Source organism: Phyllobacterium sp. 628 (assembly GCF_014189505.1).
In the GTDB taxonomy this organism is placed as follows: Bacteria; Pseudomonadota; Alphaproteobacteria; order Rhizobiales; family Rhizobiaceae; genus Phyllobacterium.
Map to the genome: position 1 here is coordinate 2,884,870 of NZ_CP050301.1, position 17,133 is coordinate 2,902,002.

Sequence of the window (17,133 nt, forward strand, 5' to 3'; positions counted from 1 at the left end):
ACACGAGCCATCAAGCCATTTAATAGGTCAACCATGTCTTCCATGCCGCTTCCAGCCATCCGTGTTTTCGAATCTGTTGCCCGGCTGCAGAATTTTACCAAGGCGGCTGACGAGCTGAACATGACGCAATCGGCTGTGAGTTATCAGGTCAAACTGCTGGAAGAATTTGCCGGAGCACCGCTGTTCCAACGGCTTGCCCGCGGCGTCACGCTGACCGCCAAGGGCGAGGTTCTGGCTCCGGTGATCCGCCGCGCGCTGGGTGAACTCGGCGATACGTTTCGCTCTATCCGCGAGGAGCAGAACTCGGTTCTGGTGGTCTCTGTGGTTCACACATTTGCCAGCAATTGGCTGACCCCGCGCATTGTCGATTTCCAGACCAAATTCCCTGATATATCCGTGCGGTTCGATATTTCATCGCATCTGGTGAATTACGCTGCAGAAGGCATCGATTGCGGCGTGCGCTCGGGCAAAGGAAATTGGCCGGGCATGACGGCGCATCCGTTGCTTTCGGGCGGGTTCACCGCCCTCGCCAGCCCCGCCTATCTGGAACGCAATGGTCGTCCGGAAACGCCGGCCGACCTGCTCAACTATCATCTGATCACCCCGGATGATGATTGGTGGCCGGTCTGGTTTCGTCAGGCCGGTGTTGAAGGCCCGCTGGTAATGACCAAGCCCGGCGTTGGCATTGATACCCAGCAGATCATCGGCGGACTGGCGCTCTCCGGCGGCGGTGTCGCGCTGGTCAGCCCCGGTTTTTTTCAAACCGAGATCGACTCCGGCCGGCTGGTGCAACTCTTCGACATTTGCGCCTCAACCGGATCGGATTATTATGTGATCTATCCGGAAACGCGCCAGATATCACCAAAGGTACGCCGCTTCCGCGATTGGATACTCGAACAGGCTGGCCACGACGTTCAACGCTGATGGGAACAATCTTGCAGCCTATCCCTCATGCAGCGCTCCCTGAACTCTTCGAAGCGCGAACCACGTACAACGGCGTTGGCATTAACAATCTCCCTTCCCTTCGACCCGCGTAACGTTTTACCATTGACTGTTGGGGGAATGCACATGCGGTCGGCGTTGGGATATTTTCTGGTGATCTTGGGCGCTTGTCTCGTTGCGGCGGCCATGTGGATATGGGTGGGCCATGATTACCTGCTCATAGACCCGTTCTGGATCAATTGGCTGATTTTTACATTTCTGCGACCGGCAAGCATCCCCCAGACGTTTTATGATGTCACCGTCGGCGTGATGGCGTCGCTTGGCATTGCTGCCTATAGCCAGGGCAAATACCTGCTTCGCCCCAGACAAGCGGCAATTGAACAGGCCGCGCCCAAATCAGAATAAAATATTCTTTATATTATCTTGAGGTGTGCCGATGACAGTCGGAATCGAATCCTTATGGCCCCGGAATTAAGGTTAGCCGAAGAAAAAACAACGGTTCTAACCATGCATGACCTTACCCTTCTGCTCGCGGCCATAGCGGTTATTCTGCTGGCTGTCCAAGCCAAACCCCGCCGCAAACCCCACACGACAGGTACCAGCCGCGCGCGTTTCAGCGAAGCGGATATTGCCGTTTTCATCTTCACCTTCGTTCTGGTGGTGATTATTTCGCTGATGGTCTGGGCGCGGTAAAACCATCCTCTTGCCTGCTACTAGTTCTTGTGCTGGAATTTCGCCCGTTCAAACCAGCAAGACGACGGCCCATGTCATTTCGATTGCCGCAAAATTTAGGGCGCATCGACCAGAATACGGTGCTGAGTGCGCTTGACTATGAAATCATGGGAGAAGCAGCAGCATCGCTCGGCCAGGCCGGACAAAAGGTTGAACAGGCTCTCGCACAACTTTCAACTGCGGATGCACCGGATCGCGACAAACAACTGAAAGCCGCTGCATGCGCGGTCCATGCCTATTTTATCCAGCGGGAACTGTTCGGCTTAAAAAGCCATGACAACGCAATCCGGGATTACAATATTCCACGGGCGGTGTTGGCTCGTTTGGGTGCGTTGTAAAACAGTAAGACCGCTGCAGGTGGCAGCGGCCATCGATTGTTCAGCTATTTGTCGGATGCTTCTTCCTCGAACATCACAGCGACGTCGGCATTGGCAGACAGGCGAACCTTGTTGCCCTCGACTTCCGCGACAAGCGACGTGGAAATATAGTGGTGATGACCCTTATGCGAGCCCTCGCCGCTGTCCTTCTTGGTCAGCTTGATGCGCGCGCCTTCAACGTGATCCACTGTGCCGACATGAACGCCGTCAGCGCCGATCACTTCCATATGTTCTTTGATCTGGGTTGCAGTCATGATTTTTCTCCTGAGATTACCGATCAGGAACGCATGAGGCGCATTTTGGATGCATCGGCGCACAAGAATTGCCGGGCTTGTATCCCGGCCAAGCCGCTCTTACCATTTGAGTGGGTGGGAAACTCTTGAAGAGAGTATTGTTTGGAAATGGCTGATGAGATTCTTAACCCGGCAGAAATGGAGAAAGCCGCCAGGCTGACCATCGCAGCAGGCCCTATTAACGGTTATGGGCTGATGTTGCGCGCCGGCTACGCGGTCGCACGCCATATTCTGAACCATCATGGCGATGCACCTGCCTTTCATATCCTGTGCGGGCCCGGCAACAATGGCGGCGATGGCTATGTCATTGCTACGCTGCTGGCCGAAAGCGGCGCGAGCGTGCATGTATGGGCCGATGACAAGCCTAAAGCCCGTTCCGATGCGGCCATTGCCCGGCAGGATTGCAGCCTCAAGGCCGGAGCCCTGAGCGCATTCAAACCCCAAGCGGGTAGCGTGGTGGTTGATGCACTTTTTGGGGCCGGTCTGAACAAGCCAGTCACCGGCAACGCCGCTGCCGCCATTGAACGCAGCAATGCAGCATTGGTCACGCGCATTGCCGTCGATGTGCCCTCCGGGCTTGACGGCGCAACCGGCCAGCCGCTGGGCACAGCATTCAACGCCGACTGCACCATCAGTTTCTTCCGCAAAAAGCCCGGCCACTTGCTTTATCCCGGACGCGCTCTCTGCGGCGAGGTTATTATCGCCGATATTGGCATACCCGACGATGTTCTGGCGAAAATCAAACTGCTTTGCGCCGAAAACACACCGGCGCAGTGGCGCAAGCACTTGCCTTCGCCCGGTGCTGATACGCATAAATATAAACGCGGCCATGTGGCAGTATTTTCCGGGGGTGCCACATCGACAGGGGCGGCGCGTCTGTCGGCGCTGGCGGCGGCACGCAGCGGCGCAGGCGCTGTTACTCTGTTGTCACCAGCAGAATCCCTTGCCGTCAACACTGCGCATCTGACCTCGATCATGCTCAGTCGCTGCGAGACGGACCATGAGTTGCGTGTGTTTCTCGACAAGCGCAACCCGGCAGCGTTTGTGCTCGGTCCCGGCTTCGGCATTGGCCCACGGGCACGCTCGATCGCTCTGACCTTGCTGAAACAGCAGATGCCGCTGGTTTTGGATGCGGATGCAATCACCTCATTTCAGGAACACCGCGACGAACTGTTTGCCGCAGCGCGCGGCGATATCAGGCTGGTGCTGACACCGCACGAGGGCGAATTCAAGCGGCTGTTCCCCGAAATTGGCGAAGATAAAACGCCGTCGAAGGTCGAACGTGCCCGCGCCGCCGCCCGGCTTTCCAATGCAATTGTGATTTACAAGGGTGCGGATACCGTGATCGCCACGCCGGACGGATGCGCGGCGATCAACAGCAATGGCACGCCGCTTCTGGCGACCGCAGGCTCGGGCGACGTTCTCGCCGGGATTACGGCGGGGTTGATGGCGCAGGGCATGCCGCCATTCGAGGCAGCTTGCGCCGCAGTTTATATCCATGCCGCTGCCGCGCATGATCTAGGCTTCGGACTGATTGCCGAGGATCTGCCCATGGCCGCAGCCAAGGCGATCGGCCGGTTGCACGAACTCTGACATATCTCAGGCTGGCACAGGAATGGCCCGCGCCTCGCCGACGATCTGCCGCCGCCAGCCGACAAACAGCACAAGCGCAATCAGTGCCACACCGCCATGCACATAATAGGCAAGGCTATAGCCGCCGCGCTGAACCAGCCAGCCAGCAACGACGTTGCTGAGCGAGGCACCGATACCCTGCACGGTCATGACAGCCGCAAGGCCAACATTGAACCGTCCGCTGCCCGATAGCAGACGCTCGGCCGCAACCGGCGTTGCGATGCCAATAAATCCGGCCCCGAGACCATCGAGGATTTGCACCGGATAGACCGACCAGAAATCCGCTACAGAACCGGCAATGATGCCGCGCACCGGCAAGGCAACCAGCGCGATAAAAAACACCAGGGACAGGCCGAAGCGCCGGATCAGCCAAGGCGCCGTTGCTGCGGCAGCAATCATGGTCAGCTGTGATACGCCCGTGATCAGTGCAGTGGTGCGGAACGGCGTGCCAAGCTCGATGGAAAAGGCTTGGGCAATCAAGCGGCTCATAGGAGCGTTGCCGAAGTGAAAGACGAGAAGAATGAAGGCCAGCAGGATAAGACCGGGCGTTTCCAGAAGCACGGAATACCCCGATGGCCCCGGCTCACCTTTATCGGTCGCCAGACCGCGTGCCACCTTGTGGTTGATCTTGTCCGGATCAATCATCAGTGTGGCGGCGATGGCGCCGATGGCGGTGACGATCATCATACCGATAATGCCGTAATGTCCCCATAGAACCGTGGTGATATAGACCCCCAGCAACGAGACAACATTGCCCGCATGATTCCAGAATTCATTGCCGGAGACCTGATCGGGAAATTTTGCCTCACCGACGAGACCGAGGGTCAACCCCATCAATGCGGGACCAACAACAGCGCCGACGACAGCCGTCATTGCCTGCCCGCCCACCACCACGGCGACACTGGGAGAATTGAGCGTCAGCAATGCAGCAGCGGTGACCAGCAATACGGGAATGATGATCAGCGCGCGTTTGTAGGGTGTGCCATCGACGAGCGCGCCGAACAATGGCGTTGCCACCATGCCGAGAATACCGCCGCCAGTGGCGATTATACCCAATGACATCGAGGTCCAGCCATGGGTAGCGAGATAGGCATCGAGGAAAGGCCCCAGCCCATCACGCGCATCGGCCAGAAAAAAATTCAACGCAGCAAGAGCAATGAGTGACGGGGTCAACCGGTCACCAAAACTGTCAGACTTTTGCAAATGCAATCTCCGATCAAAAATGTATATACGCACTATCGCCAGAAATGGATGAGCACGTATGTGGTTCCATATATTTGCTGCACCTGCCGTTGTGCGTGGTTCGACAAGCTCACCATAAGGGAAATTGTTGGCTGCAATACCAATCACGCATGTGACAGAATAAAGCTCCCTGCAATCCTCATTCTCCCTCATGGTGAGCTTGTCGAACCACGCCCTGCCGCTCGTGCAAGGAACGTTATCAAACAAGATTATAAAATTGCTTGGTAAGTTAACCCTGTCTTTACCTTGATCGGGCACTTTCAATTCAAGCGCGATTTGTACTGCGTACGCGCTTCCTTATTTTCGTGCCGTCATTATTCTGTCGCAATGCCAGGGTAGTAATCGTCACGTAGCGAACAGCTTGTTTCCATTTTTGACCACGGATGTACTGGCACTGGTGTTGAGGCAAGTTTAGGAAGGTCGGGTAGCTCCCGGCCTTTTGCTTTTCCAGCAACAATTTTGATTTTCCCTACCAGTATCAATACTTTATGTTAGGATTTCATCGACACTGAATGCCTTGGCTGGAGGGCGCCACGGACAATGATTGCATCCAACATCCTGCTGCTTCTGACCGAAACATTGGTTTATTTCGCCGTCATGACGGCGCTTTTGCATCACCGCAAGCGTTATGGGCTCGGGATTTTTCTATGCGCGCTTGGCGTCATGCACTTTCTCGAAACCTACCTCGCCGCATTCTTCTATATACAGTTGCCGTTCGGTATTATCTCCCCCGGATCGACCATTCTGTTTACCGGCAAGCTGATGATGATCCTGCTCCTTTATATCAAGGAAGATGCCCTCACTGTCCGCCAGCCGATTTATGGTTTGCTGGTCGGTAACGTTCTTCTGGTCATCCTCCTCTTCATTGCCCGCAACCACGAGATCGTGCAATTGCCCGCAAGCCGCCAGCCGGATCTTGCCTTTGTCGACGAGATGGGTCTCCTGATGGTGTGGGGAACAGCGATCCTCTTCGTTGATTCCATTGCCATCATTCTGCTTTATGAAAAGCTCGGCCGCCATTTCGCGCGGTATCAGACTTTGCGCATATTCATCGTGTCGGCAATTACCCTGACCTTTGATCAGATCGGGTTTTTCACCGCTCTGCACTATGTCAGCGGCACGCCCATGTCGGCACTCTATGGTGGCTGGATCGCCAAGATGGCCGCCGCGCTAATCTATAGCCTGTTGATCACAGCCTATCTGCGCTGGTTCAAGGAACAGCCGGAAGGCGAGCGCCGGACAAGTCTGCTCGGAGTGTTCCAAACGCTCACCTACCGCGAAAAATATGAGAGACTGCTCGAAGAAACCGGCCGTGACAGCCTGACGGGCGTACGCGACAGGCGCAGCTTGACCAGCGAAGGCCCGCGTCTGTTTGCCGAGGCACGCCGGGAGGGCTCCACTTTCAGCCTGATTGCGATTGATCTCGATGATTTCAAGAGCATCAATGATACCTATGGCCATCAGACAGGTGACCTGGTGCTGCAGGCGACCGCGCGGAAAATGCTGGCCAGCACACGCAAGACCGATCACTTCTACCGCTATGGCGGCGAGGAATTTATTGGTCTCTGTCAGGGACTGTCGAGTCAGGGATCATCCGCACTTGCCGAACGTCTGCGCCTCGCCGTCGAGGCAACGCCCTACCAGAATGTGCAGAGCGTCACAGTCAGCATTGGGGTTGCCAATTTTCCCGGCGACGGTGAGAATTTTGACCAATTGTTCGCCAAGGCAGACGAGCGGCTTTACCGTGCAAAGCGCACAGGCAAGAACAAGGTCATCTGGCTGTAGGATCAGGGCTCAATAGGTCACGGTAACGATGATCGTATCGCTGTAGACACCGGGCGATGGGGTGTTCTGGGGCGGCACACGGCCATAGACTGTAATGGATTGCGCAGTACCATTACCGGTGCCAGCAACCGTGTTGGTGGGTATCGTATTGCCCCAAGGCACCGTCCGGTTGCTGTCCTGATAAAGCCCGTAGGTTATCGATTCTGCCGCCTTCGTCATTTTGCGGGTTGTCGGACTTGTCCCGGTGCCGCCAAGCCCCAGAGAAATGCTGTAAGGCACGGTTGGCGTGCACGTCACGTTGACCTGACCACTCTGATCAACATTGCTGTTCAGCACACCCTTGGGTCCGAAATCGATGTTCTGGGCCGTGACCATGCAATCATTGGAGAGTGTTATTTGCGTGGTAAAGGATGCGGGCGAACCGGTTGCGCCCGAAGCCGTCGCGCACCCCGCCCCGTCATCATAGCGAAACCGAAAGGTCGCATTCGCTCCGGCAAAGGTCGACAGATAGGTTCCGGCCGGCGCGGCAGCCTGACCGGCAAATATCTGCCCGTAAAGATTGATCGTTGTGGACCCACCGCCAAGAAGAGGTCCGAGAATGGTGGTGAACTCCACCAGAAATCCGGGAGCCCGCGCCGCATAGGGCCATATGGCCGATCCCCATACGATGGACCGCGCGGCATCCTGGAAAAGCTGATAGTTGAGTACATTGGCTCCGTTCAGCATTTTACGCCCGCCTGCCGTGGCACCGCCGCTGCCTTCATTCAAATCCGGACAGACCAGCACTTTCCGCCCAAGTCCGAGCAGCCCCTGACACTCGGCGGTTACCGATGTCATGCTGTTGATGACAGTTCCGGGGATCGTGCTGCCTGAAAACACCATGCTGGGAACAGTAAACTGGCACGACTGCGCCAAGGCAGGACTTGGCAAAAGCCATAGGCCGAGAAATCCGATGCAGCAGATCAACCAGTTTCTCATAGACACACCACGTTGCTGATTTTCACCTGTGTCCCCGGATTGGGCTGATACGAAAACTGTGCCTTGCAGGTGCCGCCATCCAAAAGCTCGATGGTGACACTGTTTTTCGCACCCAGCTTTTCGATAAATGTCTCACCATCATAACCGATGACAAATGAATCGGGCGCCCCATCGACATGACCCTGCAAGCCAGCTTCCAGAGGCTTGCCGCTCTTGTCCACCAGCCCGACAACAGCCGATGCCGAGGTCTGGCTGACATGGAAATCAACCACAACGCCGCTCCGGTCAGCCGGGACGACAATATTGCGCGTTGAACCGATAGTAGCATCAACCGGGAGGTTCTTCGGATCGATAGCCACGGTGTTCGGTTCGTAAGAGCTCAAATCAGGCACCAGAATCTTGCCGCTGCGATTGGTCTTGCCCACCGGCCGGTTTTCCGACAACACTTCAACATCCGGCGCACCCACATCAACCACCGCGAAAGCATCATTGATGCGGTTGGTGGCAAACACGCCGCCAGCAGCAACGGCAATCGCGCCTTCAAGCTGTGCGCTCGCCCGTGTATTGCCGCCAAACTGTTCCACATCCCCCTGCACGCGGGCATAGCGGCCGCGATAGCTTGCCGAGGCCAGCCGGTCCGGATTGTCCCCTTCCCGTGTTCTCAGACGCCAGCCATAACTGCCCTCTTCCAGCCGTTCGGACTTGGTCATATCGACAAAGCCCGATGCACCGTCAGCAGTTTGTTCATAGCCGGTGGAAACGTTGATGTTGTTGTCAAACGGTATGGTGATCCCGGCAAAAATGCCAAAACTCTTGCTGTCAGCAAGATCTGTGAAGGCCGTTGCATAGAACGAACTGTTCTTGAATATCGACTGGCTGTAGGACGCCCCGACAATACGGTTCTTTTCGCCGATGGCCGATTCAATCTGCGTATAGGAGAGGTTGAAATTGGACCGGTCAAACGGTCCCGGAGCGGACACGGTCACCTGCGCAAGTGAGCGCGGTACGCGCGGGCTATAGACCAATGTGCTGCTCGGATCAAAAATCGAGATGCGGCTGGTATCGGCAGATACCGAAGCCACATCGTCGTAATCACCAAAGGCCTGCTGCATGCGGGCAAAGACCGTATAATTGCGATAACTCAGTTCCACCGAGCCATTGACGAGAAAACCCGTATCACCATCATGGCTGCTACCGGCAACAGCCAATGACGTGACCCCAAACCCCCCGATGGGAAAGGCAACGCCAAGGCCGCCGTTCAACAGATCGACACCGCCTTCGAAATGCCCCTCCAATGTCAGCCAGTCGGTTACGCCATAGCGCGCCGTTGCAATGCCCATGGCATCACCGGCATAATCGCTGGACTCGGTGCCAAAATCACGCCGGGGAAAACCGACCTCACCGGAAAAATCCAGAAGCCCTTTGCGCAACAGCAGACTGGATGAATAAAATGGCAGCGTGGTTTTTGTCTCGCGGCCCAGCGTGTCGCGCAGCACGATTTGCGCTTGTCCCGAGCCGGTAAACACCGGAAAGTTTGTGACCTGAAACGGCCCGGAAGGTACGGTGCCGCTATAGGTCTTGACGTTTTGCGTATAGACCTCAAGCGTCGAAGGAACAGCGGCGGAGCCTGAGATAACAGGCATTGGCAGGGTAACGAGATCGGAGCGTAGATGAAAATTGCGCTGAACCTGAAAGCCCCCGAGATAGACCGGGCGCGTCCATTGCAAACCGCCGGAAATGAAATCACCGGCACGGTAGGTAATCAACCGCTCAGTATCCGAATAGGTGTAGGTGGTGTTGAGGCGCTTGAAACCCTGCAGGTCACTGTCGGTGACACTTGAGGTAAATGACTGGCTGAGTGTCCCGAACGGGCTGAAGAACCGCGCATCAAAGCCGCCGGAAATGCCTTGAAACGGCTTTGCATTGCGCGAGAACAGATCGTCGCTGCTGGCAAAGAGTGAATAGTTCAACACGGCGCCATAGCTTGATTGCGGTTTCGGCCGGTCGTCATCCGATTTTGGATTAAGGTCCACCACCTTGGCTGAACGGGCCTTGTCACTGGTTTGCACGTAAAGGCGTTGATTCTCGATATCAACGCGATACTCGACACCGGGCAAATGATCGACACGCGCCCATCCGTCCTTGTCTAAAGCTGCTGAAACCGGCTCAAGCCCGACATCTTTGAGTTCCTGAGGCTGTGCCGCCAATCCGCCATCGGGCAATTGCCGGAAAGCGCCGATCAGGCCAGTCGCCTCATCATTGATAAACACCTCAAGATAAACATCCTGGGCTGCACCCGATTGCGGCACGGACTGCTCCGTATTTTGAACATTGGTATCTTGAGCCCGTCCAGAGGTAAGAATGCACGGGCTCATGCAGAGTGAAACAAGGAGACTAACGGTCGTTGACCGCAACGTTGACATCAAGTGGTCCAGAATCGCTTTGAGCCTTCAAGGCAACCGAGCCGCCAGAAACGGACCTGCCGCTGCCAACAGGCCATTGCATCGACGCTCCGCCAAGGACGTAGCCAACCAACCCCTTTCGTGTTCCCACATCACGCCCGCCCTGTGTCAGTTGCAAATCAGACAAACGCAGACGGGAATCTCCATTGTTGCGCGCGGCAAGCACCAGCGAACCATTGACGCGCTTGAGTGTCCATGTCACTTTCGGTGCCGATGCGTCCGGCTCCTTGAAGAACACGGGTATGGAATAGCGCACAACAAGGGCGACCGTTCCGGATTTGCGGCGGGCCGGGTCCGGTAGTTCATCGACAATCACACGGTAGCTTTCCTCACGCACGACCGGCTTTTTGCTGACACGGATAACCCGGACCAGATAGTCCTTGTTGCCGGACAATACCGTTGATGGCGGGCTCACCACCACATCATTGGTGGGCTCCAACTGTTCGACGCCATTTGTCTGGGTCCAGCGGAACACCCGGATCTGTACATTGATCGGCCGTTTCGCTTCGTTTGTCAGTGTCAAAACTGACGCACTTCCCGGCGCAACCATCTCCAGATTTGTCGGCGCGACACGCAACGAAGCTGCGTCTGCACTGCCGCAAATTAGCATAAAGAGCCCCATCGCTCCGATGCCTGTAAGCATGGATCGCATTCTGTTCTCCTTTTTGTCTTATCCTCAGTAGGTGATCGTCACCGTTACGGTGTCGGTATAGGCACCGGCAGCCGGTGTCGTTTGAACCGGAACGCGCCCGTAAACCGTGTATGGTTGCGCCGCGCCAGTGCCCGTTCCGGCAACGGTATCAGTCCCGATGGTTTGCCCCCACAAGACCGTTCTGGCTGTATCCGAATAAAGCGTGTAGTTGACCAGCGCTCCTGCGGGTCCCGTCATCTTGCGCGAGGCGACGGTTGCGCCAACGCCCGTGCCGGCATTCAAACCAATATTGTAAGGAGTGGTGTTGGTGCACTGCACCGAAAGCGCGCTGCTCGAATCATCATTGGCCGAAATCACGCCGACTGACGTGAAGGTCAGGGTCGAAGCACTAACCAGAATACAGGAAGACTGGATTGTGATCTGGACAGTAAAACTGCCGGTGGCCGTTGCGGCAAATGCCGGATTGGAGAGGCCAAGAGCAGCAGCAAATCCCACTGCAATGGCACTGCGTTTGGTATATCCGGAACTCATTCATCCTCCTCAAGGTATTTATGCCGATGGCAGCTACCTCTGATTCACTACAAATGACTCAGTAGTTCTTCCCTGCATAATACTTAATTCTTATATCTTTAAAATAACTTATCGAACAGTCAAAAATCTTATCTAATTTCCACCAAGTACAGTCGCTTTTTGTATAAAAGGACGAAATACGACAGAAGCGATTAACTATTGTGAGTTTTTTAATATTTAAAAAATATATTTTCATACTGATATTGTTGAATATTTTTGATTTATATTTATTTCTATAGTCGAAGTAATAACCTTTTGATTTAACAAAAATACGAATGTTCACAATGAACTCTGTTTGTTACTGTTATAAAAGTATTGTTTTCGACCAACACCGTTGCATTTAAGCACCGTAATTATTTGTGTAATTCAGCAAATCGCAAAATGAGTACGAAAGTATTTCACAGTTACTTTTGATATATGTCGAATGTATATGTACAAGGGGTGTACAAGCCCAATCTTCATGTATCCGCAACTCAAAGCGATCCAATCGCCCCGATATTCCGTATTGGGAAGAATAGGCGGCTTACCGAAAAGTCCTCTCGCAACAGATGAATTGCTCTTGAACATTTGTCTTTTGGCGGCAAATATTGCGGCCGAAGCATGAAAGACCAAACTCATGGCACAGAATGGAACAACGACACCGGATACATTGGCTCAGCTGAAATGGCTGACGCCGGAAAATGTCGGCGCTGTATTGAAAGGCCTGCCCCTCAAGGTTCAGGCGGCGTTACGCGCGGCGACGCACCTGCCACGTGGCACGCTCACCATCACGACGCCGGACCGGCGGGTTTTCAAGGTGGGCGGACGGGAATCCGGTCCTGACGCTGCGCTTGTCCTGCATAATTGGAACCTGCCGCGCCGGGCATTTGCCGGAGGGACCATCGGGGTCGCAGAATCCTACATGGACGGCGACTGGGAAAGCCCCGATGTGACCACTTTTCTCGAACTCTTCGTGGTCAACGAGCAGATCGGCGAAAATATTGCAGGCGGTGCCAGCTGGTTCGTCAACACGGTGCAGCGGCTGCGCCATTGGCTGAATGAAAACACCCGTTCACGCTCACGCAAGAACATTTCCGCCCATTACGATCTTGGCAATGCCTTCTATCGTGAATGGCTGGACCCGACCATGACCTACTCCTCGGCACTGTTTGCCGAAGGTGCCAATGATCTGGAAAGCGCGCAGACTGCAAAATACCGTGCCCTCGCCCGAAATATCGGCATCACGAAGGGTAGCACGGTGCTGGAGATCGGCTGCGGATGGGGCGGCTTTGCCGAATTTGCCGCGCGGGAGATCGGGGCGCATGTCACGGGCCTCACCATCAGCCGCGAACAGTTCGATTTTGCTACCGAGCGCATGCGCAAGGCGGGCCTGTCGGACAGGGTTGAAATCAAGTTTCAGGATTATCGTGATGAGACCGGCAAATATGACCACGTTGCCTCCATCGAGATGTTCGAGGCGGTTGGGGAAAAATACTGGCCGGTATTCTTTGGCAAGGTGAAGGACTGTCTGGCGCCGGGTGGCAGTGCCGGCATGCAGATCATCACGATCAACGAAAATTCATTCGAGCGCTATCGCAAGCGTCCAGATTTCATCCAGCGCTATGTCTTTCCCGGTGGCATGTTGCCGACACCGGCGCGGCTGAAAAGCCTCGGCAAGGATTTCGGCCTGCATCTCTACCGCGAAAACATTTTTCCGCAGGATTATGCCCGCACGTTGGTTGAATGGCGCGAGCGCTTTTGGGGTTCGTGGGACAAGCTGAAACATTTGGGCTTTGACGGGCGCTTCAAAAAGCTCTGGGAGTTTTACCTCTATTATTGCGAGGCGGGTTTCCGTTCGGAATATATCGACGTGCGGCAGGTCTTCTACAAATCATGACAACAGGTTCGCTCAATGAAGCTTTCGAGCGCATCTGGGCGATTGCTGAAGCGTTGCATCTGCCGGAGCTGAACCGGAGCACGCACTTTGGCACACCCTCATTGCGCGTGAAAACATCATTTCTCGGACGATTGAGAGAACCAGATGTTTTGGCGATCCATTGCCCGCTCGAGGAAAAGCCACTGCTGATGGAAAGCGCGCCTGCCATTTATTTCGAGACGGATCATTTCAAAGGCTGGCCCTACATTCTGATCCATCTGGATGCGATTTCGGATGCGGAGCTGTCCCACCGCATCAAGCTTGCTTGGCTGGCAAAAGCGCCAGCCAAGATGAAAAAGCTGCTTGAACCTAAAGGGTGATGCGGTAGCGGGCGAAACCGTTCTCGCCGTCACCAGCTTCCTCGATCTTCACCGCCTTGACGTCAGCAAGGAAGTTCTTGCCCTTTGGACCTGTATCGAACAGCACGGATGCACCCTTGACCGGGGCGAACTTCCAGTTGTCATCGGCTGATGGGTTGATCGTCTTCTGATCAACGATATAGCGCACGATCACGTCGCGGTTGGTATCGGGCGCTACGAAGATCACCTTGCTCTCATTGATTCCGGGAAATTGCCGCCGCCACCTGCCCGGTAATTGTTGGTCACCACAACAAATTTCTGTGCGGGATCAATGGGTTTTCCGTCAAAAGTCAAGTTGACAATACGGTTGCTGTCCGCATGCGCCACTTCACCCTTCGAGCCATATTTTGCCGGTTGTGCCAGATCAATTTCATAGGAAACGCCATCGATCACGTCGAAATTATAGGAAGGAAATGATGTATCGATCAGCGGCTGGTCGGCTTTCCCCGACTCAATTGTCTTATAAATACCCGCCGACATTTCCAGCCATTCCTTCACATCCGCACCTGTAATTGCTACGGCGCGCACAGTGTTCGGATAGAGGTAGAGATCGGAGACATTTTTGATGGCGATATCGCCTGCAGGAACGTCGGTATAATAATCAGCACCGCCGCGCCCGCCCGCTTTGAAGGGAGCAGCGGCGGAAAGAACAGGCAGATCCTTCCACTGCGTGTCCTTCAGCATCTGTTTGATGTACCAGGTCTGGGCATTCGAGACGATTTGCACAGACGGATCATCGGCGACCAGCGAAAAATAGGAATAGAGCGGCGCCGAAGTCTTGCCCACCGGACGGCGGACATAGGCGAGCGTTGCTTCATGGTCAGCTTTGGCGGCCTCCAGCACATCCGGACGGCTTTCCACCAATGGTTTTACCACCTTGTCGACGCGCTCATAAATCGGGCGTGCCTCGGTGGTGAAGTCAGCAACCTTCCATTTCTCGCCGTCGCGCTCAAGCAGCAGATCAATGAGGCCCATATGCGAGCCCCAGAAACCAGCCATGACGGCGGGTTTGCCCTGCAGCGTGCCTTTCTTGACATCGACGCCTTCAATCCCGGCGAAATCCTTCGGATCGGGGAAAACCAGATGCTGGTGACCAGTGACTACGGCATCAATGCCTTCCACACCAGCCACATAAAGCGAGGCGTTTTCCATACCGCTGCTCTCACCGGCGGCAATGCCCGAATGGGACAGAGCCACGATGATATCGGCGCCCTCTTCCTTCATTTTCGGCACCCAAGCCTTGGCGGCTTCGACGATATCGCGGGTGACGACTTTGCCGTTGAGGTTCTGCGCATCCCACAGCGTAATCTGCGGCGGCACGAAACCAATGAACCCGACTTTGACAGGCAGTTTCTTGCCTGCACCGTCCTCGATTTCATACCGCTTGATCAGATAAGGTTTGAGATAGAGTGCATCATCCACGGGGTTTGCCGCGAGCTTGCCCTTGACCAGATTGGCGCAGACATAGGGGTAACCGGCACCGCCCAGAACATTGTCCATATAATCGAGGCCATAGTTGAATTCATGATTGCCGAGGGTGCCTACCTCGTAGCCGATCGTGTTCATCGCCTTGATGATCGGATGGACATCACCCGCCTTCATACCCTTCTCATAAGCGATATAATCGCCCATCGGATTGCCCTGCAGGAAGTCGCCATTGTCGACAACAATGGAATTGGTCGATTCGGCGCGAATTTTGGCGATAATCGACGCGGTGCGGGCAAGGCCCATCGTGTCATTGGCCTTGTCGGCATAATAATCATAGGGATAGACGTTTACGTGCAGATCCGTCGTGGCAACAATGCGCAGATGCGCCTGCGACGCTGCGGCGTAGGCCGAAAACGGATGCAGGGCGACCATAGCCCCGGCTGCAGCCGTGCTTGCCAGAAAGGAACGGCGGGTGAGAGATGACGGTTCTTGCATGGCTAAGCTCCTGCGCAATGGGGTTCGGACGATCTAGTTAGTCGCCTGAGATCACCGAATTATGATGAGTTTGTCATGCTGGTTCGCCAACGGCAATGCGGGTATAGCGGGACGACCGCAGAACTGGCATATGCCAGCTGTTCAGCATTTCCGTACCATGGTAAACAACCATTATGGTTGTATGATAACTGCAACCGGATCGGTCAGGGGCGGTAAAACGCGTGGTCAAAATGATTGTTTTTACGGCGATCGGGATCGGATTTTTGATTGCCGCAGCGGTATCCGTTGTGACCACGACACGTTTTCTGCAGAACAGTATTATGGCGTCTGGCAATGTCACTGCGCTCAATGCTGGCGGAAGCCATCCCCAAATCTCCTTTATCACTCAAGCCGGAGAGCAGATTTCCTATCCGCAAGGCGGCTTGGTATTTGGTACAAAAGTCGGCGATCAGGTCGAAGTCCGCTACCGTGCAGAAGCGCCCAAACAGAGCGCAACACTCAACCGGTTTGGTGCGATTTGGACGCTCTCCATTTTTCTGTCTGTTTTGGGCGCTGGCTTCACTTGGGCTGGCTTGTCTAACATATCTTCCTGAAAGGATAAGCGGATGTTTTTGAGGCGGAGTGCCTGGAATTACGAAACCGGTGCTACAGGCGGCGCTGGTATCGGCTACGTCGTGGGTTCAGGGGGCAAGATCATTCTTACTGACCCAGCCGGTGTGCAGCAGACCTTTTACTATGGCGGACTGGGAGCCGGCCTTTCGGCGGGATTCAAAATACCCAAGGTCAAATTGCCTGCCCTGACCTATAAGGGCAAGGGTATTTCGGGCGCCGGATCGGCAACTGCATTTCCCAGCGGTGGCTATGTATTTATGGCACCTTTTTTCAAAGGCAGCGAATTGACGTACTCGGATATCCAGGGTGCAACTGTTTATATTGATGCTGGCGCGGGTGTAATCGGCGGCGTCAGTGGATCGGCTATGATTTTAGGTATTGAACCTCTGCCGCTCATAGCAGGTCTGAGCAACCCGGCGATGTTCTTTCTGGCCGAGGAAGCTATCCGGCGCGCGCCAGCCATATTGTTGATGGCGGGTGTCAATGTCGGCCCGCAATTCGGTGGGGGTGTTGGGGCTTTGGCCGGTTATCTTCGCTAACCAAAACCAGCAATGACAGAGCAAGGCACGCCAGATCACAGACGGCTGCAAGCTCCCGATATATTATGCTCGCAATACCGGAAAGCTATAGAAATAGTTCTTGGCTGTTTCTGGGGGAAC

16 protein-coding genes and 1 pseudogene are annotated in these 17,133 nt (G+C 55.0%); 10 read left to right on the forward strand and 7 right to left on the reverse strand.

What is annotated here, in order from left to right:
* Positions 1-42: 42 nt before the first annotated feature.
* From HB779_RS15835 to HB779_RS15850, 4 genes are all read left to right on the forward strand, one after another.
* A complete protein-coding gene (locus HB779_RS15835; protein WP_188343254.1) occupies positions 43-924 on the forward strand; it encodes a LysR substrate-binding domain-containing protein in 882 nt (293 codons plus the stop codon).
* A 27-nt stretch (positions 925-951) separates the two neighbouring features.
* Positions 952-1,347: a hypothetical protein gene (locus HB779_RS15840; protein ID WP_188343255.1), complete on the forward strand. Its 396-nt coding sequence runs from the start codon at positions 952-954 to the stop codon at positions 1,345-1,347.
* A gap of 102 nt (positions 1,348-1,449) precedes the next feature.
* Positions 1,450-1,635 carry a hypothetical protein gene (locus HB779_RS15845; protein ID WP_188343256.1) on the forward strand — a complete coding sequence of 62 codons (186 nt, stop codon included), beginning with the start codon at positions 1,450-1,452 and terminating at the stop codon, positions 1,633-1,635.
* Between the two features lie 71 nt (positions 1,636-1,706).
* Complete coding sequence (locus tag HB779_RS15850; RefSeq protein ID WP_188343257.1) at positions 1,707-2,012, forward strand: DUF6665 family protein; 306 nt, start codon at positions 1,707-1,709, stop codon at positions 2,010-2,012.
* 44 nt (positions 2,013-2,056) lie between these two features.
* Here HB779_RS15850 and HB779_RS15855 read toward each other — a convergent pair whose 3' ends face one another.
* Positions 2,057-2,305: a DUF2171 domain-containing protein gene (locus HB779_RS15855; RefSeq protein WP_188343258.1), complete on the reverse strand. Its 249-nt coding sequence runs from the start codon at positions 2,303-2,305 to the stop codon at positions 2,057-2,059.
* Positions 2,306-2,452: 147 nt separating this feature from the next.
* On the opposite strand from HB779_RS15855, the gene HB779_RS15860 reads away from it, so the two are divergent.
* Positions 2,453-3,937: an NAD(P)H-hydrate dehydratase gene (locus tag HB779_RS15860; RefSeq protein WP_188343259.1), complete on the forward strand. Its 1,485-nt coding sequence runs from the start codon at positions 2,453-2,455 to the stop codon at positions 3,935-3,937.
* A gap of 6 nt (positions 3,938-3,943) precedes the next feature.
* On the opposite strand, the gene HB779_RS15865 is transcribed toward HB779_RS15860, so the two are convergent.
* On the reverse strand, positions 3,944-5,179 hold the full coding sequence (locus tag HB779_RS15865; protein ID WP_244642386.1) for an MFS transporter: 1,236 nt from the start codon (positions 5,177-5,179) through the stop codon (positions 3,944-3,946).
* A gap of 579 nt (positions 5,180-5,758) precedes the next feature.
* Between HB779_RS15865 and HB779_RS15870 the strand changes: the two genes are divergently transcribed.
* Positions 5,759-7,003 (forward strand): diguanylate cyclase, encoded by a 1,245-nt coding sequence (locus tag HB779_RS15870; protein WP_188343261.1) that lies wholly within the window; start codon positions 5,759-5,761, stop codon positions 7,001-7,003.
* A gap of 9 nt (positions 7,004-7,012) precedes the next feature.
* On the opposite strand, the gene HB779_RS15875 is transcribed toward HB779_RS15870, so the two are convergent.
* The 4 genes from HB779_RS15875 to HB779_RS15890 all read right to left on the reverse strand — a co-directional run bounded on the left by HB779_RS15875 (position 7,013) and on the right by HB779_RS15890 (position 11,626).
* Positions 7,013-7,981, reverse strand: coding sequence for a spore coat protein U domain-containing protein (locus HB779_RS15875; protein WP_188343262.1), 969 nt, complete (start codon positions 7,979-7,981; stop codon positions 7,013-7,015).
* Positions 7,978-10,290 (reverse strand): fimbria/pilus outer membrane usher protein, encoded by a 2,313-nt coding sequence (locus tag HB779_RS15880; protein ID WP_244642387.1) that lies wholly within the window; start codon positions 10,288-10,290, stop codon positions 7,978-7,980. The genes HB779_RS15875 and HB779_RS15880 overlap by 4 nt, the downstream gene beginning before the upstream one ends.
* A gap of 85 nt (positions 10,291-10,375) precedes the next feature.
* A complete protein-coding gene (locus HB779_RS15885) occupies positions 10,376-11,095 on the reverse strand; it encodes a molecular chaperone (RefSeq protein WP_188343264.1) in 720 nt (239 codons plus the stop codon).
* 24 nt (positions 11,096-11,119) lie between these two features.
* The gene (locus tag HB779_RS15890; protein ID WP_188343265.1) at positions 11,120-11,626 is read right to left on the reverse strand and encodes a spore coat U domain-containing protein; all 507 of its coding nucleotides are present in this window, start codon (positions 11,624-11,626) and stop codon (positions 11,120-11,122) included.
* 655 nt (positions 11,627-12,281) lie between these two features.
* On the opposite strand from HB779_RS15890, the gene HB779_RS15895 reads away from it, so the two are divergent.
* Positions 12,282-13,541 (forward strand): cyclopropane-fatty-acyl-phospholipid synthase family protein, encoded by a 1,260-nt coding sequence (locus HB779_RS15895; RefSeq protein ID WP_188343266.1) that lies wholly within the window; start codon positions 12,282-12,284, stop codon positions 13,539-13,541.
* On the forward strand, positions 13,538-13,900 hold the full coding sequence (locus tag HB779_RS15900) for an MmcQ/YjbR family DNA-binding protein (protein ID WP_188343267.1): 363 nt from the start codon (positions 13,538-13,540) through the stop codon (positions 13,898-13,900). Before HB779_RS15895 ends, HB779_RS15900 begins: the two co-directional genes overlap by 4 nt.
* Here the strand turns inward: HB779_RS15900 and HB779_RS15905 are convergent.
* Positions 13,890-15,862, reverse strand: a pseudogene (locus tag HB779_RS15905) (bifunctional 2',3'-cyclic-nucleotide 2'-phosphodiesterase/3'-nucleotidase). The gene HB779_RS15900 and the pseudogene HB779_RS15905 sit on opposite strands and share 11 nt — an antisense overlap.
* A 230-nt stretch (positions 15,863-16,092) precedes the next feature.
* On the opposite strand from HB779_RS15905, the gene HB779_RS15910 reads away from it, so the two are divergent.
* Entirely contained in the window at positions 16,093-16,455 is a 363-nt protein-coding gene (locus tag HB779_RS15910; RefSeq protein WP_188345961.1) for a DUF3592 domain-containing protein, read from the forward strand.
* A gap of 12 nt (positions 16,456-16,467) precedes the next feature.
* Positions 16,468-17,013 (forward strand): hypothetical protein, encoded by a 546-nt coding sequence (locus tag HB779_RS15915; protein WP_188343268.1) that lies wholly within the window; start codon positions 16,468-16,470, stop codon positions 17,011-17,013.
* The last annotated feature ends 120 nt before the right edge of the window (positions 17,014-17,133 follow it).